The sequence below is a fragment of the Eubacterium sp. BIOML-A2 genome (genome assembly GCF_009680135.1).
GTDB lineage: Bacteria > Bacillota > Clostridia > Lachnospirales > Lachnospiraceae > Faecalicatena > Faecalicatena contortus_B.
On record NZ_WKZK01000007.1, the window covers coordinates 47366 to 70495 of the forward strand.

The window sequence follows — 23130 nt, forward strand, 5'->3', positions numbered from 1 at the left end:
CATAACGATCTTATATATCCGTAACTACCCTATTTATTCGTAACTGTCTTATTTATTCGTAATAGGAATGCCTCGCAGCGTCCACAAATGCCAATACGTTTTCCCACGGCACTTCCGGCTCCAGTATATGCGTAGGGGCCACCACAAGCGCGCCTCTTTTTCCTAAGATCTTTTGAACTTCCTTTACTTTTTCCCTCACCTCTTCCGGTGTTCCAAAAGGCATCGTACTTTGTGTCCCGATTCCGCCCCAGAATGCCAGTCTGTCCCCAAATCTATCATATATAAGCGTCAGGTCATTACACTCCGGCTGTACAGGATTCAGGATATCGATGCCCTCCTCGATAAAATCATCCACAATATCTTCCACCTTCCCGTCACAGTGCCGGAAATAAAGTACTTCCGGATTCACAGCCTTCCCTGCCTGAACGATTCTTTTCATACGTTCTTTTATCAAAGCGCCGTACATCTCACGGCTCATCAGCGGCCCTTTTTGTGTCGCTACGTCATCTCCCAGGCGGATGATATCAACACCCAGCTCTGCATATTTCTTCGCCTGCTTGATCCGCAATTCTTCCAGTTTATCGCATATAGCCATAGCCACTTCTTCGTTTTCATAGTAATCCATCAAAAAAGTTTCCATCCCACGCAGCATCCACGCGGTTTCGAAGATCGTCTGATACAGCTCTCCCATTACCACATAGCCCCGGGACTTATATTCTTCAATTTTTTCTTTCATGCCCTCAAAACGGTAATCCGCATCCACATCCGGCCACTCGTAGCCATATACATCCTCGGCGGTCTCACACCACGCGAGGGGATGATACTTGAATTCCAGAAAATGTTCCTGTGACCCGGGCACGGCCCCAACTCCCCACTCATCGAAGATCACGTTATCCGGAAGTTTCTCTTTGAAATATTTTGTAAAATCCGTTTTCTTGTTTGTTACGCCGATATTTACTGACCTGACGTCAAAGTCAAAGTATTCTTCCGGCGCTTCCTCTGTTTGTTCCTGCTCATGATAACATTGCATCAGTCTCGGGGTAAACGCGCCCCAACTGATCTCAAATGGCATCCGGTCGGGTTTCCCCTCCCCCTTTAAAGCCGCCAGTACCCTTTCTCTTGCATTCATATACGCGTACCTCCTCCTGCAGACTGTGCAGGTTCCCTTTTCAAAGGGGACTGTCCCTCTTGACAGAGGGGTCTGTCCCCCTTGGCAGAGGGGTCTGTTCTCCTTGCAGAAGGGACTGCCCCCTTACAGCACAGTCTATTTATTTTTTAGTGACTAATAATCATACTCTCCTGCATTCTCCTTAGTAAACTTCAGCGGATCGCCGGCCGGTACTAAGCAGACATCATTCGCCTTTACCGTCCCGTACTCACCCAGATCGATTTCCGCTCCTGCCTCCAGAGCGACTTCCCCTGTTGCAAGCTTAACGGAAAGTGTTCCTGCTACATTTCCGCAGAGCCTGGTATCCCAGAGAAATGCATTTGGCATGGTGCCATTTTCCAGGTATGTCTTGCACTGGGACGGGGTTCCGGTTCCGCTTACCATGATCTTGCCAGTCAGCCCTGCATTTTCCACTGCCTAAGCTGCGGCTACAATTCCTACAGTTGTCGGAGAAATAATGCCTTTCAGTTCCGGATACTTCTGGATGGCAGCCTCTGCCTCTGTCAGGCTCTTTGTAGCTTCATCGTCTCCATAAAGAACATCTACAAATTCCATTTTCGCGTATTTCTCGTCTTCCGCCATCATATCCCGGTATATCTGCATTTGATTCTCCTGGAACGGGGTGCCGGTCTTAGAGCTCAATGCAACAAATTTGCCCTCATAATTCATGCTCTCTGCAAACGCCTCGAAGTTCTCCTTTCCAAGCACATCATAATCCGTAGACATTACCGCACCGTCTCTTCTGTCTTCGTTTCCGGTGACGTCATCATTCACACAGAGAACGATAATTCCAGCGTCCCGCGCTTTATCAAAGGTAGCGCACAGAGCATCCGGATCACTTGGTGAAATACAGATCACATCGACCTTATCCTGGATGGCTGCCTCAATCAGCGGGATCTGAGCCGTCGCGTCGCTTGTATCCGGAGCCGTATCCTGGAATGTTGCCCCTGCCTTTTCCACGCTATCTTTCATCCCCTCAATGATCGGGTCAAAATAAGGAATCCCCTTTGTCAGGCAGATATAGCGGACTGTGACATCGGAAGCGCTTTTCGCACTGCCTTCTGCCTTATCGTCCGTACTTCCCTGCTCCTCTTCCTGTTTGCTGCTGTCACTTTTCGGGCTCTGCTCCACGCCCTTTTTCTCACATCCGCTTACCATCGCCGCAGCCAGTAAACAGATCCCCAATACCACTGATAATGTTCTTTTTTTCATAGCAATCCTCCTGATTTTTTTATTTATTTGTTTCTCATGGCTAATTATTTTTTTAATACTGCTGCACCTCCTATTCATATTTTTTAGCCATTTTTTCTAACCCGTTTGAAATAATTATTACAAGAATCAACAGCAGCCCCAATATCGCCATCTGTGCGTAATTGCTAAGAAGCGCCAGCCGCATGCCCGTTCTGATAAATACAATGATAAAAAATGCTGCCAGTGTTCCAAGGACACTCCCCCGGCCTCCCGCAAATGCGGTTCCACCCAGCAGGACCATGGTAATGACGTCCATCTGTCCGTCGCCCGCTATCGTATACTTCGCCATCTGCAGCCTGGACATTGTCATAATTCCTGCGATTGCACAAAATGTACCCTGAATTGTAAACAGCAGGACCTTTGTTTTTTCAACAGCAACGCCGGAATACAATGCTGTGCCGCGGTTCAGGCCAATGGCCGTTATCTTCCTGCCCCATACCGTCTTTTTCAGCAGAAAGGAGAAAATAAGGGCGATTACAATCAAGATAATCAGATTCAGTGGTATCAATCCCAAAATTGTGTATTGATCAAGGCCTATAAACCATTCCGGAAATCCCGAAATCGCCGCGTCACCAACCAGAACCTGTGAAAATCCCTGATAGACTGACATAATGCCGATTGTTATCACTAATGAGGGCAGCTTCGTTACCGTCACCAGAAGGCCGTTAAAAAATCCAAGCAGTGTCCCTGCCGCAATACCGATCACAATTAACACTGGCATACTCATCCCCGCCTGATACAGTACGGCCACCAGGCAGGCCACCAGACTCATGTTTGCCGCGATGGAAAGATCGATCTCCCCCGATGTCAGAAGGAGGGTAAACGGAATCGCCATCAGCCCGAGTTCGCAGTAGAATATCGTGGAACCAAGCAGAAATCTGATATCCAGAAAGTTTGGCGACAGCAGGACCCCGACCACAAGGCTTAAAATCATGAACACAAACACCGTCAGTTCCGGCCGGATCATCCGGTTCATTTTTAATTTATGCTTCATCATTGACCCCCTTATCTCGCTTCGCTGACTGCCAGCCTGTTTTTAATTAAGTTATCGATAATGACAGAGACTACGATGATAATTCCATAAATGGCCTCCTGCCAATATCCGGAAATGCCTGTTATTGAAATGGCATTCTGTATGACTCCCAGAAGCAGGCATCCCAGTACAGTCCCCGTCACTTTGCCGACTCCGCCGTTCATACTGGTCCCGCCGATCACAACCGCGGCAATAGCCGTGAATTCCAGGCCCCGCCCCGCGGCTCCCGGATCCATATAGCCGATTCTGGATATAAAGATCATCCCAGCCAGACCGCTTAACCCGCCGGCCAGTGTGAAGACAAACAACTGTACCCGGTTGTTCGAAATCCCCCGCAGGCTTGCCGCCGCAGGGTTACAGCCAATTTCATATATTTGCCGTCCTGCCCGGAAGTATTTTAAAAATAATGCAAGAAGAACTGCCGCCAGAAGCGCAATCAGTACAGAATATGGAATCCCGATGACGGACTGCTTTGGTTGGGAAAGCGCCATTAAGGACTGCGGTATCACCGAATTATCGATCTGTTTACCGCCCAGAATGAAAATCACGCCACGGTATACATTCATAGTTCCCAGTGTAACAATGACTGATGGAATCTGAAACTTAGTCACGATAAACCCATTGATCAGCCCCAGTACACATCCCAGTGCAATCGCCACGATAAAAACAACTGCGATAGGCAGGCCGCTGTATGTTTTAAAGAGCAGTCCCGCCGCATACCCGGAACACGCCAGGATCGCGCCCAATGACATGTCTACGTTTCTGCTCACTATCTCGATCATCTCCCCCAGGGATACAATCAGCAAAAATGGAAAAAACAGCAGGATGTTGACCAGCGAAGTGGTTGAAAAAAAACGGGGCTCTACGATGCATACGACTGCATAGATAATCACGATCATAGCAATCACGCCTAATTCACGAAATGAACTTAAATTCAGCTTTTTCTTTTTCATTGCGCCTCCTCCAGACAATCGTGCGCCGCGGACAGGATCTTAACGTCTGTGATCTCGTCCTTTCGCAGCATTCCCGTCTGTTTTCCTTCATACATAACCATGACCTTATCGCTCAGTGATATGATCTCACTCAATTCGGAGGAGATCATCATAATGCATTTTCCTTCCTCCGCCAATTTTCTAATCAGCCTGTAGACTTCTTCCTTAGCCCCCACGTCGATTCCCCTCGTGGGCTCGTCCAGAATCAGAATATCCGGGTTCGTACTGATCCACTTTGCCAGACTGACCTTCTGCTGGTTTCCGCCGGACAGGTCTCCCACTTTCTGCGTGACAGACCTGCATTTTGTTTTCAGACCCTCCACGTATTGTTCAGAGATCTTTTTCTCTTTCTTCGTATCAATGTAACCTAACTTCTTTTTCATACTGTCAATAATTGCAAATGTGGTATTAAAGGCAATTGGTTCCGAAACAAACAGTCCCAAGCCCTGCCGGTCTTCAGGCACCAGCGCAATTTTATTTTTGATAGCTGCCTCTGGGGACTCAATCTTTACTTCTTTTCCTCCGATTCTGATCCGCCCCGACTTCACCGGCGTAATCCCGAATATACCTCTGGCCACTTCTGTCCGCCCTGCCCCCATAAGGCCCGCAACCCCCATGATCTCACCCTTAGCAATCTGAAAGCTGACATGTTCAAAAATGCCGGGAATACTGATATCTTCTACCTCCAAAAATGGCTGCCCAAAGGTCTTGCTCTCTGACTCTCTGCCCCCTGCCCTGAATTCCCTGCCGATCATCTTCTGGATAATCTGGTCCTTGGTGATTTCTGCATTCAGATATGTACCTACGATCTCTCCATCCCGCAGAACCGTAATTCTGTCCGAAACTGCCTTAATCTCCTCAAGCCTGTGGCTGATATAGACGATCGTCTTTCCCTTTTTACGCAGGCTATCGATGAGCTCCAGCAGGTTATCCACCTCGGAAGGCGTGAGCGATGCGGTAGGCTCATCCATAAAAATGATCTTCGCATCCGAAGAAAGTGCGGAAGCAATCTCTATCAGCTGCTGCTCTGCAACGGAAAGGCCCTTCATCATCCTGCCCGGTGAAAACTCAAGCCCCACTTCCAGCATCGCCTCCGATGCCTTCCTGTTCAGGTCCTCCCATTTGATCTTCCGGGTATCAAAATGTCCGGTGAATATATTCTCCGCAATACTCAGATCCTCAAAGACGGAAGGTTCCTGGTGAATCATGGCAATACCGTGCCCGATGGCGTCCACCGGATGTTTCATCCGCACGGCCTTCCCTTCCAGATAAATCTCACCTGAGGTTGGCTGGTAAATTCCGAATAATATTTTCAGAAGCGTCGACTTTCCTGCTCCGTTCTCACCGATCAGCGCATGTACCTCCCCGGCTTCCAAATCAAAGTCTACAGACTTAAGAACATTATTTTTTCCAAAGGATTTACATATCTTCTGAGCGCTTAATAAACTATCTTTTTTCTCCAATATTTCTCTCCTTCCCTTCAGTATTGGGATTGATCCCACTCTATGCGGTAAAAAACAGCCGTTGTTTCCCGGCTTAATTGGGATTGATCCCATTTCTTATTTCATTTATAACATATACTAAAATTAATGTCAATAAACTTGTAAGTTTTTATATTTTTGCAATTCATTTTCGTTGTTTTTACTATATTTTTATTTTTCATTTGTTCATATTTACTATATTTGGTTTTCTATAAAACTAAACAGCAAATTTTCTCTAATTCCTAAATCAGAACAAAGTGTGCAAGCCCCTCACTCATGAGGGGCTTGCACACTTTGGCGCCGCCGCGATGCCGCTTTGCGGCTATATACCTTATCGCGGCGTGTGCATCCTCCCGGAGGGTTTTTATGATATAGGAAATTCCAGAGGAATTTCCTATATCATAAAAAAACATGTTCCAGAATCATTGTCCGAAACATGTTTCCATATATACTACGTGCTTTCTCTTTCTATAAAGGTGGTATTCATTTCAATGGTCTCATTAATCCCGTTGTTCTCCTCGATTTTCCGAAACAGCAACTCTGCCGCTTCATTTCCCATCATACGTATGGGCTGGGAGATCGTCGACAATTTGGGACGGATAATGGAACTGATCTCGATATTATCGTATCCGATCACTCGGATATCCCCGGGCACGCTGTATCCGTTTTCCTGTATCCAGGATATCGCGCCTATCGCCAGCATATCCGTAGCGGCAATCACGGCATCCACTTGTTTCCCTGACTGCATGATCTGAGAAATCCCTTCTGCTCCAAGCATAAAATGTGACATCCTGCACCAGTTATAAGGCGCCTGATATACCAGATCCCGGGAATACCGGATTTCATGATCCTTTAATCCCTGTTTATACCCCTCAAACCGGTACATAACTGCGCAGATCTCTTCCAGGCCGATAAAGGCGATATTCCGACAGCCCTTTTTATATAAATAATCAACATTCTCGCGCACCGCTTTTTTTCCATCTGTATAAACCACTGACACGGTAGGATCGCGCAGGTAGGGGTCATCGGTAAATACTACCGGAACCGTCTCCGACAATTCGAATACATCTTTGAACACCTCATCCTTGCGGTATACACAATAAATGATGCCGTCAATGTTACGCTCCTGAAGCTGCTCCAGATATACTTTTCCCTTTTGTGAATCATATTCCCCATTGCACAGCATAACAAAATAACCATATTTTCTGGCAATATCTTCTATTCCTGACAACAGCATGCTATAGAAAAGATTCGTGGAATCCGGAACGACTAAAGCGATCGTCTTGGACCTGCCCGTCTTAATCCCCTGTGCGAACAGGCTTGGGCGGTAGTTCAGTTCCTTCATGGCGGCTTCCACCTTAAGCCTTGTAGATTCTTTAATGGCCCCGTTTTTATTAATCACACGGGAAACCGTTGATTTCCCCACCCCGGCCAATTTTGCGACATCATAAATTGTACTCATTTGAACTCCTATTTTCACTCAGATCGTCTCAATACCTTATACCCAACGGGCATGCATTACGGGATGCCCTTTGGGTATGCTTTCTCCCCGCATTGATACTCTGTATTCATATGGGTTATTTTAACATTCTTAGTGAAAATGTACAACCAAAGAAGTCTGATTCGTACGACTTTTCCTGCTCTGGACTAAGAAGTCACTGCCCTCAGCCTTACGGTCAGCTGATATAAAGGATCTGCACATCCCCCAGGATTCTTTTTATCTCCGCCCTCAGAAAATTTTCTGCCTCAGCCCGCGCTTCCGGGCGGTAGCAGTATCTTCCTCTGCCGCGCCCGGTCATCCTCTCCTGATCGTATAAGTCTTCCGCCCCCGGAAAGGCATCTTGATTAATGGCACGGTGGACATAGGAATAGGTCATCAAAATAATTTCCAGGAACATCTCTCTTTTCATTTTAACAGACAGACCGCTCTCCAGCTCTTCCAGAAGCTCCGTATACAGTTTCTTCCAGTCATCAACCAGAATCACCGGTGCAATCAGAAGGCCGCAGGGATACCCTGCTTCACACATCTCGTTCACAGCCTGGATCCGCTGCTTAAGACTGGACGTCCCCAATTCAATCCTGCTGATAATTGGCTGTGGGTTCACACTCATTCTGAAGATCACCCTGCCGCCGTGTTCCAGTCCCAGAAGCGGCTCCACCATATCAAATTTAGTTGGAAATGTTATCTTTCCTCTTCCCTCCTCTACAAAACGAGGAATGGTATAGAGCAGATTCTGCGTGATGGTGTTTTCTAATACAAGGTCACTGTTACTGCCGATCTCAAATGTCAGCGGCTGTTCGCTCTTCATGCTCTTTTTTATCAGACGGTCCAGCATCTGCTCGCGGTTCACAAATAATCTGAGATACGCGCATTTATTGTAATTGCACACAAGATAGCAGTACAGGCACATGGCCGTACAGCCGGAGGAGGTATAAGGCACCAGATAATCGGATACTTTATGATTCTCCACATATTTATGCGTCTTGCGTATCCCAATAATCAAATTCCTCTTCATTCGGCCAAATTCGGAATTGGGCTTTTCCTGCATCTCTTTGATGGAGTTGTGGCTCTCAATCGGTATCCAGGGGAGGCTGCCAAATTGTTCCTTCAGCTGCTCTCCTAATGTATAAGACAGAGAGTCCGGTTCATAGTAAACAGCATCAAATTTCATAATTATCTCTTTTCTTTTATTTTTTAAGGCTAACTGCCTGCATATAGTATGCGCTGCGGAAAAGAATTTATCATTTTTTGATAAATATGTTATAATAACCTTAATCCACAGCTCTTCCGCTGTTCTGGCGAAAGGGCATGAGTTTCTGGACAGTTTCTAAGCTTTATTAAACATACCTGAAAGGAGTTTACTATCTATGAAAAAAATACGTTGGGGCGTTCTCGGTACTGCCAAAATTGCGAAAGAACAGACTATCCCTGGTATGCAGATGGCGAAAAACTGCGAGTTGTATGCCATAGCAGGACGTTCACTGGAAAAGGCGGAACAATTCCGTGATGAATTTCATTTTCAAAAAGCCTATGGAAGTTATGATGATCTGCTGGAGGATCCGGAAGTGGAGGCTGTCTACATACCGCTCCCGAATAACCTTCATAAGGAATGGGTCCTCAAAGCGGCTGCCTGTAAAAAGCATGTATTGTGCGAAAAGCCGGCGAGCGGAAGCGCCGCAGATACGAAAGAAATGATCCAGTCATGCAACGCTGCGGGCGTCATTTTTATGGAGGCATTTGCCTACCTTCACTCTCCGGTCATGAAGGAGCTTAAAAAGCAGATCGACAACGGTCTGATTGGAAATGTGAATATGATAGAATCTGTCTTCTTTACGCCCGGCTACGAAGATGATATCCGCATCCGCCGAGATACTCTGGGAGGCTCCGTCTATGACCTTGGATGCTATACCATCAGCTTTGCTTCCTGCCTGTTTGGTTCAGCTCCGCTTTCCGGGCAGGCTGTTTCCCATTTTACCGGGGAGAAAATTGATGACCTGACCATCGGATACCTGATGTATTCCGGCGGCAGGCGCGCGGTGTTCTCCTGCGGCATGTTCCCTTATCAGCGCGGGGACCGATCCTTTGTCTATGGAGATCGTGGAGTCTTAGAAGTACCGGTCAGATTTAACGCGGAAGGAAAACAGAAGTGGTATCTGGTACAAGATGAAAAGCGCACCGAATTCTGTGTCGATGCCCCACATAATTATATGTTGGAAGTAGAACAGCTTGGTGCCTGTATACTGAATGGGGAGACGCCCCTTGTCAGCCATGAATTTTCAATTGGGGTCGCTGAGGCTATGGATATGGTACTGTCATCCTGTGGGTATCCGGAGCCATAAGATAAAGCAATATGCTGTTCTGAGAAATAGAGCTTGGAAAAGAAAAGAGTTGAATCGGAAGCGTCCTTACAACATTCAAGGAAAATAATATTCTTAATCTGAAAGCCAGCCCGGAAAAATTTGAATTTGTAATCTATCCCAAATAAAACACCACCTACGACGCATTCGCGTTTTCAGTGGTTCAACTATTATCACTTTTTTACTGTCAATTGTCAATATTTTAGTGCTAATAACTGTCTCTGCGGAGGGTTACTGTGCACATCCTTTGGGCGTGCACAGTAACGGCATCTGTCTCTTACTCCTCCTACCGGAAGGATTTTGTATCTTATAGGCAAACCTCTTTCACCCTCACTTCTGTCCTCTGAAATTCATCACCAGCACTACGCCCAGAAGAACGATTCCGTTTATCACTGCCTCGGCCCAGAATGGCGCCCCCAGAATGCTGATCACATTGAAGACCATTCCCAGGAATACCGCAGACCACAGCACCCCCGGTATATTATATCTACCTGGTGTATGAACCGTCGTACTCAAAAAGGTAACAGCCAGTCCTGGAAGCAGATAGCTTTGTCCTGTATCGGGATACACATTTTTTGACTGGCTCATCAATACGACGGCGCATAGGCCAATCAGAACAGATGCCATGATAAAAGAAACAAAACGCACTATCTTCGTACGGATTCCCGCAAGAGAGACTACACGTTCAGAATGTCCGATCGCATAGATATATTTCCCCAGAGGCGAATGCTCCAGTATGAGCCAGGCAGCGATACCTGCTGCCAGGCATACCCAAATGCAGATATTGAGCTTCACGATCTTAATTTTACTGATCCACATCAGCAGATCCGGTGTCACACCGGTAAATGCCTTGCCGCCGTTCAACCCCAATGAGCCCCCGTACATGATCATGCCGGTGGCCAATGTAGAGATCGTGGAGGGAATCTTAAACACCACCGTGATCAGACCGTTTAAAACTCCCAGTACGACACTGCCCAGCATAATCACAACAAATACACCCAGGGCCGTCCCCCCGGCCGATGCCATCTTGCCGCCAAGCATCAGCAGTAAGCCGATCATATATCCCAGTGAAATATCGAATTCCCCAACCGCCAGAGGTATCAGAGATGCCATAGCGAACATCGCGACGGGGACTCTGCCGATACCGATCACATTTATATTTCTGAGATTCGCGAACTGTGGAACCGCTAACGCAAATATGACTGCCAATACTACGGTTATCACAGCAAGACCGTTCTTACTGAGATCCATACTCTTCCTATTCTTCATAGATAGCTCCACCTCGCAATCGTCTCTCTTTCCGGAATGCCGTCTTTTTTCTGAATCTGTCCTGCCGCCTTTCCTTCCCGTATCACTACAATCCTGGTACATAAGTCTGCGAGCTGCTCCGGTTCTGTAGAAAAGACAATGATTCCCATTCCCTGAGAGGCCGCTTCTTTCAGTAATGCGAACAGCCTCTGCCGTGAATTGGGGTCCACTCCGTAGGTCGGGTCGTCCAGGACGAATACCTTGGGCTTTAAGCTCATCCATTTAGCCATAATCGCTTTCTGCTGATTTCCCCCCGAGAATGTCCCGAATTTCTTTTCAAAACTATCACGGGGCTGTATATCGAATATCTCCTGCATCATCTGAAGGGTTCGCCTGGATAGTTTTTTCCGCCTCCAGTATTTCTTTTCATTTGGCATAAAAAGATTCTCTCTCGCAGAGCATTCCATAACGCCTCCGGATTTCGGACGGTCGCTGGGAAGCAGTACAAGACCGTTCCTGATGGCCTTTCTTGTGCTCATATGGCGCGGAAGGAGGCTGCCCCCGACATAGATCTCCCCCTCCTCCCTGGACCATCTTCCAGACAGCAGCCAGGGCAGCTCGGATATCCCGCTGTCAGCTACGCCGACGATTCCAAGTATATCTCCCGCATACAACTCAAAAGAACATCCGTTCAGGTTTCCATACTTAAGATTCTCGACCCGCAGCACTTCCGCGCCTATCTGATACTGCGTTTTGCACTTGAGCAAATCCCACAAAGAGGAAAGGGTATACTCCCTCTTTGCTTCTGTTTCCTTCTGTGCCTCACCGTTTCTGCGGAGCATCTGGCTGACGATGATCTCTTCCGTAATATCTCCCACGTTTCCATGAAATACCATCTCCCCATCGTTCAATATCACCACAGTGTCACAATATTTAAGCACGGCTTTCAGCCGGTGGCTTATCATAATGATCGGTATTCCCTTTGCAGCCAGCATCTTCATTCGTTGAAGAAAGAATTCCGCTTCATTTTCGGGAATTGAAGCCTCTGATTCGTCCAATATCAGCAGCTTCGTCTGCTTTTGTTCTTCCTCCTGGCCTATTGCGATGGCTATTGCCAGCATATTGCGCTGCATGGCGCTCAATTCTCTCACCATCTGTTCTGTTTCTAATGAGATCTCATACGTCAAAAGCAATCTTTCCGCATATTCTTTGATTCCTTTCCAATCAATCCGTCCATTTTTTTTCGGGTACCCTTTGAATGCGGCGATACATTCTGCCACTGTAAAATCGTCTATCAGCGGGCTCTCCTGATGTACTGCGCGCACACCCATGCGGTACGCTTCATTCGAATCGGGAATATCACTGCATTTTTGACCGGCAATCGTAATTTCAGAACCTGATCCCTTATCAGGATGATAGATCCCTGTCAGTACCTTGATCAACGTGGACTTGCCGCTGCCGTTAGCTCCGAGCACACCGCAAATGATTCCATCCTTCACCGAAAGACTTATATCTTTTAGTACTGTAACACCGGCAAATGATACTGAAATATGTTCCATCTCAACAGACATTGCCTTCTCCTTTCGTTACTTCACTTTCCGTCCTGCTTTCTGAGTCAGAAGTACCGAGATCCAGATCGACAGGATCAGAAGCACTCCCTGAAAAACATAGCTCCCCCATACCGGCGCGCCGGCGATCTCGATTCCATTCTGTCCCAGAGCACAGAGGGCCACTCCTACGACCAGACCAGGTACATTCAGCCGCCCGGGATGAAAAGACGCCTTGCTCAGGAATACGACGGAGTATGCCGGAAGCAAAAGAGAGGTGCCATAGGCAGAGCTGGCGGCACCCAGCTGTCCCAGCATCACGATTGACGATATCCCGCAAAAGAATCCGGCCACAGTGAATGCGGTGAGCCTGACTCTCTCCGCCTTGATCCCGGCGAATATTGCCGTGCGCCCTGACGTACCCACGGCGTACAGATGCCTGCCGAATTCCGTATGATTCAGGACAAAATGAATGATCGCGCACAGCATCAGGAGAAAGATTACACTATATCCCACATAGAATACCTTTCCTCTTGCAAAATGAATCATCGACTGCGGAATATTGGTGTTCAGGATTCCCCCTCCCGACAATGCCTGTGTAATCCCGGCCAGTGAAAGTCCCACGCTCATCGTCGCGATAAAGGAATTGATCCTGAGCTTGGTGACGATCAAGCCATTCAGAGCTCCGCATGCGGCACCTGCTGCAATCATCACGGAAACCACCACGCCCCCCGGAAAGCCTTTCCCTGAAAGGAAGGCACCGAGCACCATGCAGAAGCACAAGATGTATCCCAGTGAAAGATCAAATTCATCTACTACAAGAATGAACAATCCCCCCAGGGCCAGACATCCTACCACGGATTCACTGATGAATATATTGCTGAAATTCTGTACTGTAAGAAAAGATTCGGATAATGACCCAAAGATCAAAATAATGATCAGCAAAACGCCCAGCATTCCATATTTTTCTAGTATTGTATTTCTCTCATTTCGAATATCAGCTTCCTTCATATCGTACCCTCTTTTAATCCCAAAGCTCATAATAACGTTCTTTGTAGTTCATATTCGGCGCCCACGCTTCCCCTTCTTTGGGCAGGCTCTGAATGTCTATGATCTGATAAGGCAGATTTTCGCCTCTAGGCGCTGCAAGTTTCTGTCCATTTAAGACACGTATGGCCTGGTCTGCCGTTGCGTAGCCCAAATATACGTTATCGTAGGCAGCTGTACATGACGCAACCGTTCCCTGTCTGATCAGGGAGATCATCTCCTGATTTCCTAATACTCCGCATACCTTCACATCCTGTATCCCTGCTGTCTCAAGCGCTTCTGTCACACTGACCGCTGCCGGGTCAAAGGGCAGAAAGATAAATTCTGTTTCCGGGTTGGCGGTCACATAACCGATAACCATGCGGTTCAATTCATCCCCCATTTGTTCGAATGTAAACTTCTGAAGCTGGCTGTCAACTGACAGTTCCGTCTGTTCCAGCCCCGCCAGCAGACCATCTTCAAAATATTCCACGGAATAAGATCCCGGACAACTGTAGATGACGACATGTCCGCTCAGTTCTCTATGGGACTCCATCCATTCGGCCATTGCCGTTCCGAGCGCCCGGTAATCAGGTCCGACATCATACAGAAAATCAACCAGTCCCGCCTCCTCCAGATCCAAACGCGGGTTGGGGTCATCCGTACCGTTGGAACCGCTCACGATCGGGATTCCAGCCGTATTCGCCGCCTGGATTCCCTGCTGGACGCTTCTCGCATCAAGCGAGATCGTAATAATGATATCTGCCTGCCATGCAATCGCATTCATAATCGCGGTATTTTCCTCATCCGGCGTCCCCTTCCCGTCGAACATCTGGATATCCCAATCATATCGCTCTCCCACCTCCTGAATGGCTTCACATGGAACGATACAGCCGGACAAAGAGGCCTGTGCCGGTACTAAAGCCACTTTTACGCCTTTTGGCGCCTTCGCTTTCTCAGCCGGGCCCTCAAACTTTGTTTCTTTCAAATCTGTCTTTTGTACCTCTTCTTCCTTCAGCTCTTCCGGCAATTCTATCAGAGCATCACATCCCGTCATCAGAAATACCGTCAAAACCAGAACCGCCAGAATTCTTATTCTCTTCATATCTTGCCACCTCTATTTTGCTGTCCCCTTAGGATGAATCATCACTTTGATGGATTCTTTATCTTCCAGGCTTTCATCAAGCGCTTCAAAATATTCTTCCAGCTTATAATGTCCTGTTATCAGACAATCACAGTCCACTTTTTTACCGCTGATGATCTCGATACATTTATCAAACTCACTGTTAAAAGTGGAACCGACATAGGTCCATTCATTAATGATGAACTGAGCGATCGGCAGTGGAAGTTCTTTTTGCTCACCGTTCGGAAAGGAATATCCTACAAAAGTCCCGCCCTTTTTCAGGTATTTCAAAGAGGCACGGCTCATTTCGGCGCTGCCGCATGCATCCACAATGATATCAAAACCTTTTGGAAAACCGGCCGCAGTCTCCACCAATATCTCCGCCTCTTTTCCCGGCTCGGCAAGATAGGTAAGAGCCCCTTTTTCCTTCAGGATCTTCAATTTACTCTCCACCAGATCTATCACTGCTGTATTCTGCGCACAGGAATTTAAAAATAACTGTGTCAGTATATTCCCGCTGGCTCCGGCGCCCAGAACTAGCACATCATCGCAGTACCTGACTTGGCTTCTCTCTACAGCCCTCAGACAGCAGCCAATCAATTCGCACAGGGCTGCCTGGTCATAGGTGACAGCATCTGGTATCCGATAGACATTCCTCTCATCCACCGCGATATATTCCGCCATCCCGCCCTGCAGATTATGCCCCATAGAACCAAACGCTTCACAAAAAGCGCTTTCTCCTCTCCTGCAGTAATAGCATGTCCCGCACGGTACGCCATTATCTACTGTCACCCTCATCCCTTCCTGGAGAGATACGACGTTCCTGCCGGTCTTGACGATCCTGCCTGCCAGTTCGTGTCCCGGCACCGCCGGATATCTTCCAAGGACAGAGCCATTTTGGTCATGTGACTTTTCTGCCGGCTTGCAGATTCCGCAGGACATAACCTCGATCAGTACCTGCCCGTCACTGCACTCCGGCATATCGATCTCACGGATACTGGCATATTTTCTTCCGGGTCTGTCATATACTAATGCTCTCATATTGTCCTCCGCTCATCGTTCAAAAAATGTCCGGGGAGTACGGATCAGGAACTGGTCAAAATCCTCCTGCGTCATCCCGAGTCTCTCAAGTTCCGGCCAGATATAATCAAATACATAGGTATATTGATATTCCATGTCTTCATGGTTCTCTTTATAAAAGTCATCCCAGGTACTGCCGAAGATATTCAGGCTGTCCCGTCCGTCCATAAAGCACATACAATCATGGCTTACGATGATCTGGTCACGATATCCTCTCTCACAGAGCTCTTTCAGGACTTGAGCACGAACCTTAAGCGGTTGGATTGTATCAATGCTGAAACGGTCCAGACCAAGATAACTTCCTCTTTCCGCCACCTTCACGATATATTCCACCTCATCGAGGTCTCCCAGGTGTCCGATAACGACTCTGCTTAAGTCCACCCCCTCCGCCTCGAACACATCCTGCTGTTCATATCCTGAATGCCCGATAGAATGCGTGATAATGGGAAGACCTGTCTCCTTATGTACTTTTGCGATGATCTTCAGCATCCGCTCATCATCCTGATTGATATGATCCTCATGGGTGGCACACTTGATGACTCCTGCCTTGATATCTGTCCCTTCGATTCCGGTTTCAGCTTCTCTTATGAATAACGAAGCAATATAATCCGGATCCTTATACAGGTGCCAGCCATAACTGTTTCCATAGATACCTGTGCATGCCACGACGTTAACACCGGACTTTTCCGATACCTCTTTTATCATATGGATGTCTCTTCCCAGATCCAATGGTGTCACATCTACGATCGTATCGATTCCTCTGTCTTTTACTTTCTTATATTGCCCCACTGCATAATCAATGAACTCCGACCGATTCAGCCAATCCGGAAATGCCTTCCATACATTTGCGTCCACGGTTCCCAAATGCTCATGCATCAGAGTCATTCCCAGATCTTCCGTACTTAGTTTTCCCAACACTGTATTAATCTTTACCATAGCTGTTCCTCCGTCCTTCTATTATCCTCTTTTTCTTACTCATGATTTTATCATATTGTATTTTTATTGTCAATCTATTTAGGTCTAATTTTGTATTATATTATCATTATTTATGTTGACTTTGTATTGTTATTGTATTACATTTTATTTATGGAGGATAACACTATGAAGAATTATTATGGAATATGTGAGTGGTCCATGCCGGTCTCCGGCCCCCTTGCGATCATACTTGCCGGCACAGCCGGATTTGACGGGATGCAGCTTGGTGAAGCCGGCGGCCGAAGCCTCAATTTCCCGCTGAACCACCCAGAAATACAACAAATCTACAATGAGACGGCCAGACACTACGAAATCCGTCTTCATTCCCTGAACCTTGGAGCTCTGCTTGCAGAAGGAACCATTGATTTTCCTGTCAATACACCTCAAGGAGACGCTGCAAGAGCCAGCATCCGTAATGGAATACGAGCCTGCAGGGCACTCGATATCCGTACACTCGTCATCACGGTCAGTCCTAAGACCGAAGATGCATACAGCAATGCATTGAGTCATCTGGAATATGCATGCCGCCTGGCCGAAATCTCTCAGGTTGAAATTGCTGTCGAATCTGCACTTCCTCTTCCGCTGATACAGGTGCTGCTCGATCGGCTGAAGGGCCGGGTGAAAGTCTGTATGGATATCCTGAATCCCCTTCGTTTCGGTACCGGCGATCCGATTGAACAGATCCAGGCGTTTGGAACAGAAACAATCAGCCATTTTCATATGAAAGACAGCCTGCGCTCTCTATTCACACCTGGACAGCGTGGCTGCGTACTTCTGGGCACAGGCGATGCCGGATACATACAGACAGCTGAAACAATCAAAAAAATCGGCTTCCAGGGATGGATGATAACGGAGAACTATTATTATCTCCCTCCGATGAATATGAATGATGATTTTATGAAGTTGATATTGAAAGATTTCGAAACGTTAACATCTACGTTTGAATCCTAACATAATTTCGTTTTGAAAGCAATAAAATGCATCTGGTAAAACATTTTTAGGAAATCACAAAGGAATTTCCTATATTATAAAAAAAGAGAGTCATGGCACATTTGTGCTATGTTCTCTCTTTTTTAGCTGCGCTTTCCCTTACCCTCTCTCCAGCTGCCTGCATATTCTTTTCCAATTCCCGTACTTTTCCTGATATCTACTGCTTAATGTCTCATCAGGCTTAAAATATCTCTCCACTGCCACCATGCTTCGAAAGGCTTCCTGGTAAGTGCATATTCCCAATCCTACGGCTCCGATGATTGCCGCACCTGTCGAAGACACCTCCAGATTCTTTACTTTTTCGATCCGTACTCCAAAGACATCCGCCTTCAGCTGAAGCCATTCATCGGATTTTCCGCTGCCGCCGCCTACACGGATCGTCTCAAACGGGTAATGAAGCAGCTTGAATTGTTCCACGATATCTTTTGACAGGAATGTCATTCCTTCGACCAGGGTATCAAAAATCTTCTGCACTCCCGCCAAATTATTCAGATACACAAAGGAACCTTCCGATGTGTCGAGCCCCGTTGTATAATAGGAGCCGTTCTCTCCGCCAAAATGAGCCGCCCTGAAATAGCCGTCGAGAAGTCTCATGTCTTTCTTTCCGACGATCTGATGTATAAACCACAGCAAGTCTTTTCCTGCCGGATGTGCTTTGATCGTAACAAAGCTGTCCTTTGTCGGTCCTGCCACCGTCTGGATTCCTGCTACAGGCAAGGTGTCTTGGTACTCTGACTTCAGATATCCGTAATGGTCGAATGTACCGCCCACGTTGCCGAGAATCCCACGGATATTGCTGTCCAGTCCGAGACCGATAAAACCCACCGCCGAGTCATGCCCACCTGGGAATACCGGTATTTCGTACGGAAGCTTTACGGGGCCGTAATACGTGATCTTGCCGATGCATTCGTCCCCTCCCGTGATCACCGGCCCCATCTCTTCTGTATTGCTTCCAATCAGATCCAGCAATCTCGCCGACCACTTTTTTGTGCGAACATCCAGCATCAGCTTCCTGTTCGCCACAGAATAATCACTGACCGGTCCCAGGCCAAGCCTGAGATTAACATACTGCTGCAGAGTCAGATACTGTGCGGTTCTCTCAGCCACATCCGGCATATACTTCTTCAGCCAATGGATCTTCACCCCAGTATTTCTGGGTGTCAGCGGGCAGCCGCTGATTTTTTCGAACTCTCTTGTGCCGAGTTGCTCTGTATAAAGTTCCATGTCATTCTTTGCTCTCAGATCATAAGATGCCAGCATGGGATAGGTGGGATTCCCTTTTGCATCTACAGGGACTAGACTGTCTCCAATGTAGGAGAATACAAGGCCCGCTATATGATATCTGCTTCCAGCCTCTTCTATGACACGCTGCGTCGTCTCTACGGATGCCAGCCAGTAATCATCTGCCGGAATCTCATGAAAGTCCGTCTTCGGGCTGTGATAAAATACCTGCTTACTATGTCCCGTTACGATACTCCCGTCCGTGATATCTACCAGGTTGGTCCTGGCATTTGAAGTCCCAAAATCCACTACCATGATACATTCTTTCATAAGATTCCCCTTTCTATCTAACCCAGGCTGCCGGAGGATGCTTTTCTGGCATCAATTTCTTTCAGAATGCTCTCAAATTTTTCCTGAGTCAGATTATATGGCAAGATAACGATCAGCATCAGGATTCCGCCGATGATGAGCGGCACTGCATTCAGGTAGTATATACCGGTATTGGTTGCTGCAGTCTGTACCTCCAGCTCAGCAGAATAGTGGATGAGGGAAAGCGCCTGTCCTACAGACCAGGTCGCAACCGCAATGGCGATCTTCCTGGCAAAAGCACACGCAGATACGACGGCTCCCGGAGCCCTGACTCCTGTCTTCCACTCTCCGTACTCGATCGTGTCCGGAATCATTCCCCAGACTACAGAGAAGGATGCATTCAGTGTAACACCGAATAATATGAACCCGAATGCTACCATGTAATAGTTCTGATGTGCGAGTAAAAATACGATGCCGTTCAGGATCGTCAGAATTGCCACTAATACCATTGTGTTCTTTTTACCGAGTTTTTTGTACAGGCCTGGAATCGGTATAATCGCCGGAATTCCAACCAATGATACTAAACTGTTGAATCCGGTCAGCAGTCCGGCATCTCCCAGATAATATTTGCAGTAATACATCACCACCGCAAATCGGAAGTTAAATGTCCATGCTATAAACATTAAAAGAAAAATCATTAAAATACAAGGCTTATTTTTTAAGACCATCTTGAAGCTGTCGATGACTTTTACTTTCTCCGTTTTTTCTACGACTACACGCTCCTTCGTACCAAAGAAGGCAATGAGCAGCATGACCGCAGATAAAATTCCCATGACCGCTGCTGCTCCCTGATAGCCGCGCGCCTCATTGCCTGCACCGATTGCTGCCACAAGCGGAAGTGCCAGGAGAGATACAACTAAGGAACCTGTTGCAGAACCGCCGATCTTGAAAACATTCAGCACCCCTCTCTCGTTTACATTCGTAGTCATTGCAGAGCAGAGCGTACTGTACGCTGTATTAATAAATGCATAGCATACATTTACAAGAAGATATGTAGCCATTGCCCAGATCACCTTCGTACCTTCTCCTGCCTGTATCTTTGTGAAACACAGCACAAGAGCAATGGCCTGTGGAATGGCACCGAACAGACAGAACGGCCTGTATGTCCCCCATTTGGTTCTCACCTTATCTGCGATGGGACCGGCTGATATCGCGGTAAAGGCATCGACCAGATTACACACAAGGAAGATATTGGCAGCCACTGCTGCGCTGATTCCAAGTATATCGGTATAATAGTATAAAATAAAAGTTGAGAGAAAATTTCCGAATAAAGTTCCATATACGTCTGCCGCCCCATAACTGAACCGCTCTCTCCAAGACAGTTTGATATTAGCCGCTTCCAGCGTTTGTTTTATCTTTTCCATAGTATGCCCCTTTCTCACTTCACTCAAGAATGATTATCTGTTCAGTGGCTGCGTATTAAAAATTCTGAACTGTTCCTTCGTTGCATCGATTCCTGCCTGTTCCGCGATCGGAGAGATCTCCGGCCACATGATATTCCCTTCCGATTCCTTCATCGCTTCATATGCCGCCTTTGAGATCGCCATTGCAAGTCCCGTGAAGAAGTTAATCTTACTGATTCCAAGCTCGATACATTTCCTGAAATCCTCGTCCGAAAGTCCTGATCCGCCATGCAATACAAGAGGAACCTCTACTAGATCACGGATCGTCTTCAGCCGGTCAAAATCCAGTTTTGGAGTTCCAACGAACTTCCCATGCACGGTCCCTATAGACACTGCAAGTGCATCGACGCCCGTCTCTCTGACAAAAGTCACGGCGTCCTCCGGCTTCGTGTACATACTCTCATCCGGCGCTCCAGTGGCCGGTGTATTCTTGGAACCCGGCACGTGGCCGATCTCAGCCTCCACTGATACCCCGCACGCATGAGCAATCCTCACGATTTCTCTGGTCTGCTTCACATTATCTTCCATCGAAAGAAGTGACCCGTCAAACATAACGGAGGAACAGCCATAATGAATCGCCTGCATCACGATATCGAAGTCCTTTCCATGATCCAGATGCATACACACCGGTACGCTTGCCTTTCTTGCCCGGTCCAGGATGAACTGCATCAGATACGGTGTCTGTTTCACTTTGAAGGCTGTAGTAGGTACCATCATGATCACCGGAACCCCTTCTTCCTCAGCCGCTTTGATCACTGCCTCCGCAAGCAGATAATCTGTGGCATTAAACGCTCCTACGGCATACTTCTTCGTTCTTGTCTCTTTCAGTATTTCTGTCAATGTAACTAACATCTTATTTCCTCCTTTTATGGGTTGATGATGACTTTGATCGCTTCTCTGTCGGTACGGTTGACCTCCAACGCTTTAAAATAATCATCCAGACTGAATTTATGTGTGATGAACTGATCTACTTTTACCTTTCCGCTCGCCATATAAGCCAGTGCACGGTCAAAACAGAAGGTCTGGCAGGAGACACCTATATATTTCTGTTCATTATAATGAATCTCATTGAACCAGCTTGGTGGAATCACAAAATCTTCGCTGGAATGATAGCTTCCATATTGGATGAATCTCCCTCCTTTCTTCAGGAACTTGAATACACTCTGAACCAGCGGCCAGTATCCGGTGGTATCTATAATGGCGTCAACCCCATGAGGAAATTCCTTTTTGATGGCTTCCTCATGGATACTGTAATCCTTCCGGTCCATTTTTATGACCGGTACGCCGCATTCTCTTAAGATCTGAAGCTTGTTTTCCAGCCCCCCGATCGTAACCGCCTTCTGCGCATTGGAGTGATGACACAACTGTCCAAGAATCAGGCCATGAGGTCCTACTCCCAGAACCAGAACATTCTCCCCTGTCTTTGCGTCTAATACATCCATGCAGTGGACGGCACAGGCTACCGGCTCCGCCACAGTCGCTTCATCAAATGAGAGATTCTCAGGAATCAAGAACACCTTATCCTTAGAGGCTTTCACGTATTCCGCAAAACCGCCCTGAATGTTATGTCCGATCGATGCAAAGTTCTCGCAATACAGAGACTGATCATTTCTGCAGTAATAACAGTCACCGCAATTGGTTGCATTATCAACGGTCACGGCATCGCCGATCTCTACAGCCGTTACATTCTTTCCCTTTTCATATACAGTTCCCGCAAATTCGTGTCCCGGAGTGCAGGGATACTTTGCAAGGCTGGTTCCGCTGGAATTATGGGCTAGCTCCGACCACTTGCAGATTCCGCAGGACTCGATTTTGATGATCACATCATCATCCCCGCAGACCGGCATCGAAATATCCGTTATCTTTCCTTTTCCCGGCGCTTCATACACTAATGCTTTCATGAATCTTCCTCCATTCCAAATTCAATATTATATTTGTCAACCCGCTCTTTGACTCCGGAAGCCGAGACCAGATACATATTAGAGCAGGGCTTCGTCTCACCTGTCCTGATATAGAACTTCGCTCCTTTTGCCTTTTCCCTGAAATCCGGCAGGCTGATATACTCCAGTTCCTGATTATGTACCATTCCCAGAATCTCTGTATGTAATTCCGGGTTCGCCTCCGAAATCCCTTCCAGCATCGTCATCTCCTGTACTGCCACTTCATTCAGACATGCCTTGAGCACCTTGAGAAATTCAGGCTCCCCCGGCACAAATGTAAGATCGATCCTGACAGCATCAGGCGGTATCGGAAAACCCATGTCACAGATTACGAAACTGTCAAAATGACCCAGATCTGTTAACGCTCGAATTAATTCAGGATTAATAATCCCATTTTTTTTCATTTCGCTCCTCCCTTTCTTTAT

General features: G+C 47.2%; 21 protein-coding genes. 2 read left to right on the top strand and 19 right to left on the bottom strand.

The features are described 5' to 3' along the window. Positions 1-52: 52 nt before the first annotated feature. The 8 genes from GKG43_RS04245 to GKG43_RS04280 form a co-directional block, all read right to left on the bottom strand. The gene (locus tag GKG43_RS04245) at positions 53-1129 is read right to left on the bottom strand and encodes a uroporphyrinogen decarboxylase family protein (RefSeq protein WP_050641736.1); all 1077 of its coding nucleotides are present in this window, start codon (positions 1127-1129) and stop codon (positions 53-55) included. Positions 1130-1282: 153 nt separating this feature from the next. Next, positions 1283-1582 (bottom strand): hypothetical protein, encoded by a 300-nt coding sequence (locus tag GKG43_RS04250; protein ID WP_129878746.1) that lies wholly within the window; start codon positions 1580-1582, stop codon positions 1283-1285. A gap of 3 nt (positions 1583-1585) precedes the next feature. Next, on the bottom strand, positions 1586-2380 hold the full coding sequence (locus tag GKG43_RS04255) for a substrate-binding domain-containing protein (protein WP_173020071.1): 795 nt from the start codon (positions 2378-2380) through the stop codon (positions 1586-1588). 70 nt (positions 2381-2450) lie between these two features. Next, positions 2451-3413: an ABC transporter permease gene (locus GKG43_RS04260; RefSeq protein WP_055150001.1), complete on the bottom strand. Its 963-nt coding sequence runs from the start codon at positions 3411-3413 to the stop codon at positions 2451-2453. 11 nt (positions 3414-3424) lie between these two features. Beyond that, positions 3425-4405 (bottom strand): ABC transporter permease, encoded by a 981-nt coding sequence (locus GKG43_RS04265; protein ID WP_050641739.1) that lies wholly within the window; start codon positions 4403-4405, stop codon positions 3425-3427. Beyond that, entirely contained in the window at positions 4402-5907 is a 1506-nt protein-coding gene (locus tag GKG43_RS04270) for a sugar ABC transporter ATP-binding protein (protein WP_173020072.1), read from the bottom strand. The genes GKG43_RS04265 and GKG43_RS04270 overlap by 4 nt, the downstream gene beginning before the upstream one ends. Before the next feature lie 469 nt (positions 5908-6376). Then, complete coding sequence (locus GKG43_RS04275) at positions 6377-7387, bottom strand: LacI family DNA-binding transcriptional regulator (protein ID WP_050641741.1); 1011 nt, start codon at positions 7385-7387, stop codon at positions 6377-6379. A 214-nt stretch (positions 7388-7601) separates the two neighbouring features. Further along, positions 7602-8597 carry a spore photoproduct lyase family protein gene (locus tag GKG43_RS04280; RefSeq protein ID WP_050641742.1) on the bottom strand — a complete coding sequence of 332 codons (996 nt, stop codon included), beginning with the start codon at positions 8595-8597 and terminating at the stop codon, positions 7602-7604. A gap of 196 nt (positions 8598-8793) precedes the next feature. Between GKG43_RS04280 and GKG43_RS04285 the strand changes: the two genes are divergently transcribed. Continuing rightward, the gene (locus GKG43_RS04285; protein ID WP_129878754.1) at positions 8794-9765 is read left to right on the top strand and encodes a Gfo/Idh/MocA family oxidoreductase; all 972 of its coding nucleotides are present in this window, start codon (positions 8794-8796) and stop codon (positions 9763-9765) included. Between the two features lie 348 nt (positions 9766-10113). On the opposite strand, the gene GKG43_RS04290 is transcribed toward GKG43_RS04285, so the two are convergent. From GKG43_RS04290 to GKG43_RS04315, 6 genes are read right to left on the bottom strand one after another with little or no spacing between them, the layout of a single operon-like run. Continuing rightward, positions 10114-11052, bottom strand: a complete 939-nt coding sequence (locus tag GKG43_RS04290) for an ABC transporter permease (RefSeq protein ID WP_050641744.1) — start codon at positions 11050-11052, stop codon at positions 10114-10116. Further along, complete coding sequence (locus GKG43_RS04295; RefSeq protein ID WP_129878756.1) at positions 11049-12602, bottom strand: sugar ABC transporter ATP-binding protein; 1554 nt, start codon at positions 12600-12602, stop codon at positions 11049-11051. The genes GKG43_RS04290 and GKG43_RS04295 overlap by 4 nt, the downstream gene beginning before the upstream one ends. Before the next feature lie 15 nt (positions 12603-12617). Further along, positions 12618-13589, bottom strand: a complete 972-nt coding sequence (locus GKG43_RS04300; protein WP_173020073.1) for an ABC transporter permease — start codon at positions 13587-13589, stop codon at positions 12618-12620. A 13-nt stretch (positions 13590-13602) separates the two neighbouring features. Further along, the gene (locus GKG43_RS04305; protein ID WP_129878760.1) at positions 13603-14709 is read right to left on the bottom strand and encodes a sugar ABC transporter substrate-binding protein; all 1107 of its coding nucleotides are present in this window, start codon (positions 14707-14709) and stop codon (positions 13603-13605) included. A 12-nt stretch (positions 14710-14721) separates the two neighbouring features. Next, positions 14722-15768: an alcohol dehydrogenase catalytic domain-containing protein gene (locus tag GKG43_RS04310; protein ID WP_129878762.1), complete on the bottom strand. Its 1047-nt coding sequence runs from the start codon at positions 15766-15768 to the stop codon at positions 14722-14724. Between the two features lie 12 nt (positions 15769-15780). Further along, on the bottom strand, positions 15781-16743 hold the full coding sequence (locus tag GKG43_RS04315; RefSeq protein ID WP_050641749.1) for a phosphotriesterase: 963 nt from the start codon (positions 16741-16743) through the stop codon (positions 15781-15783). A 165-nt stretch (positions 16744-16908) separates the two neighbouring features. On the opposite strand from GKG43_RS04315, the gene GKG43_RS04320 reads away from it, so the two are divergent. Next, positions 16909-17733 (top strand): sugar phosphate isomerase/epimerase family protein, encoded by an 825-nt coding sequence (locus GKG43_RS04320; RefSeq protein ID WP_173020074.1) that lies wholly within the window; start codon positions 16909-16911, stop codon positions 17731-17733. A gap of 138 nt (positions 17734-17871) precedes the next feature. On the opposite strand, the gene GKG43_RS04325 is transcribed toward GKG43_RS04320, so the two are convergent. Genes GKG43_RS04325 through rbsD form a run of 5 tightly spaced genes read right to left on the bottom strand, consistent with a single transcriptional unit; the run spans position 17872 to position 23109 of the window. Further along, positions 17872-19323 carry an FGGY-family carbohydrate kinase gene (locus GKG43_RS04325; RefSeq protein WP_129878766.1) on the bottom strand — a complete coding sequence of 484 codons (1452 nt, stop codon included), beginning with the start codon at positions 19321-19323 and terminating at the stop codon, positions 17872-17874. A 17-nt stretch (positions 19324-19340) separates the two neighbouring features. After that, a complete protein-coding gene (locus GKG43_RS04330) occupies positions 19341-20726 on the bottom strand; it encodes an MFS transporter (RefSeq protein ID WP_050641752.1) in 1386 nt (461 codons plus the stop codon). A 33-nt stretch (positions 20727-20759) separates the two neighbouring features. Further along, entirely contained in the window at positions 20760-21617 is an 858-nt protein-coding gene (locus tag GKG43_RS04335; protein WP_129878768.1) for a class II fructose-bisphosphate aldolase, read from the bottom strand. 14 nt (positions 21618-21631) lie between these two features. Then, complete coding sequence (locus tag GKG43_RS04340; protein WP_129878770.1) at positions 21632-22666, bottom strand: alcohol dehydrogenase catalytic domain-containing protein; 1035 nt, start codon at positions 22664-22666, stop codon at positions 21632-21634. After that, positions 22663-23109, bottom strand: coding sequence for a D-ribose pyranase (gene rbsD / locus GKG43_RS04345; RefSeq protein ID WP_050641755.1), 447 nt, complete (start codon positions 23107-23109; stop codon positions 22663-22665). Before rbsD ends, GKG43_RS04340 begins: the two co-directional genes overlap by 4 nt. Between the last annotated feature and the right edge of the window lie 21 nt (positions 23110-23130).

Bases quoted from the DNA above. Each gene is read 5' to 3' on its own strand.
- GKG43_RS04260 (WP_055150001.1), bottom strand. From the start codon at position 3,413: ATGAAGCATAAATTAAAAATGAACCGGATGATCCGGCCGGAACTGACG.
- GKG43_RS04285 (WP_129878754.1), top strand. From the start codon at position 8,794: ATGAAAAAAATACGTTGGGGCGTTCTCGGTACTGCCAAAATTGCGAAA.
- GKG43_RS04305 (WP_129878760.1), bottom strand. From the start codon at position 14,709: ATGAAGAGAATAAGAATTCTGGCGGTTCTGGTTTTGACGGTATTTCTG.
- GKG43_RS04315 (WP_050641749.1), bottom strand. From the start codon at position 16,743: ATGGTAAAGATTAATACAGTGTTGGGAAAACTAAGTACGGAAGATCTG.
- GKG43_RS04295 (WP_129878756.1), bottom strand. From the start codon at position 12,602: ATGTCTGTTGAGATGGAACATATTTCAGTATCATTTGCCGGTGTTACA.
- GKG43_RS04300 (WP_173020073.1), bottom strand. From the start codon at position 13,589: ATGAAGGAAGCTGATATTCGAAATGAGAGAAATACAATACTAGAAAAA.
- GKG43_RS04275 (WP_050641741.1), bottom strand. From the start codon at position 7,387: ATGAGTACAATTTATGATGTCGCAAAATTGGCCGGGGTGGGGAAATCA.
- GKG43_RS04335 (WP_129878768.1), bottom strand. From the start codon at position 21,617: ATGTTAGTTACATTGACAGAAATACTGAAAGAGACAAGAACGAAGAAG.
- GKG43_RS04255 (WP_173020071.1), bottom strand. From the start codon at position 2,380: ATGAAAAAAAGAACATTATCAGTGGTATTGGGGATCTGTTTACTGGCT.
- GKG43_RS04265 (WP_050641739.1), bottom strand. From the start codon at position 4,405: ATGAAAAAGAAAAAGCTGAATTTAAGTTCATTTCGTGAATTAGGCGTG.
- GKG43_RS04245 (WP_050641736.1), bottom strand. From the start codon at position 1,129: ATGAATGCAAGAGAAAGGGTACTGGCGGCTTTAAAGGGGGAGGGGAAA.
- GKG43_RS04340 (WP_129878770.1), bottom strand. From the start codon at position 22,666: ATGAAAGCATTAGTGTATGAAGCGCCGGGAAAAGGAAAGATAACGGAT.
- GKG43_RS04280 (WP_050641742.1), bottom strand. From the start codon at position 8,597: ATGAAATTTGATGCTGTTTACTATGAACCGGACTCTCTGTCTTATACA.
- GKG43_RS04290 (WP_050641744.1), bottom strand. From the start codon at position 11,052: ATGAAGAATAGGAAGAGTATGGATCTCAGTAAGAACGGTCTTGCTGTG.
- GKG43_RS04320 (WP_173020074.1), top strand. From the start codon at position 16,909: ATGAAGAATTATTATGGAATATGTGAGTGGTCCATGCCGGTCTCCGGC.
- GKG43_RS04310 (WP_129878762.1), bottom strand. From the start codon at position 15,768: ATGAGAGCATTAGTATATGACAGACCCGGAAGAAAATATGCCAGTATC.
- GKG43_RS04325 (WP_129878766.1), bottom strand. From the start codon at position 19,323: ATGAAAGAATGTATCATGGTAGTGGATTTTGGGACTTCAAATGCCAGG.
- rbsD (WP_050641755.1), bottom strand. From the start codon at position 23,109: ATGAAAAAAAATGGGATTATTAATCCTGAATTAATTCGAGCGTTAACA.
- GKG43_RS04330 (WP_050641752.1), bottom strand. From the start codon at position 20,726: ATGGAAAAGATAAAACAAACGCTGGAAGCGGCTAATATCAAACTGTCT.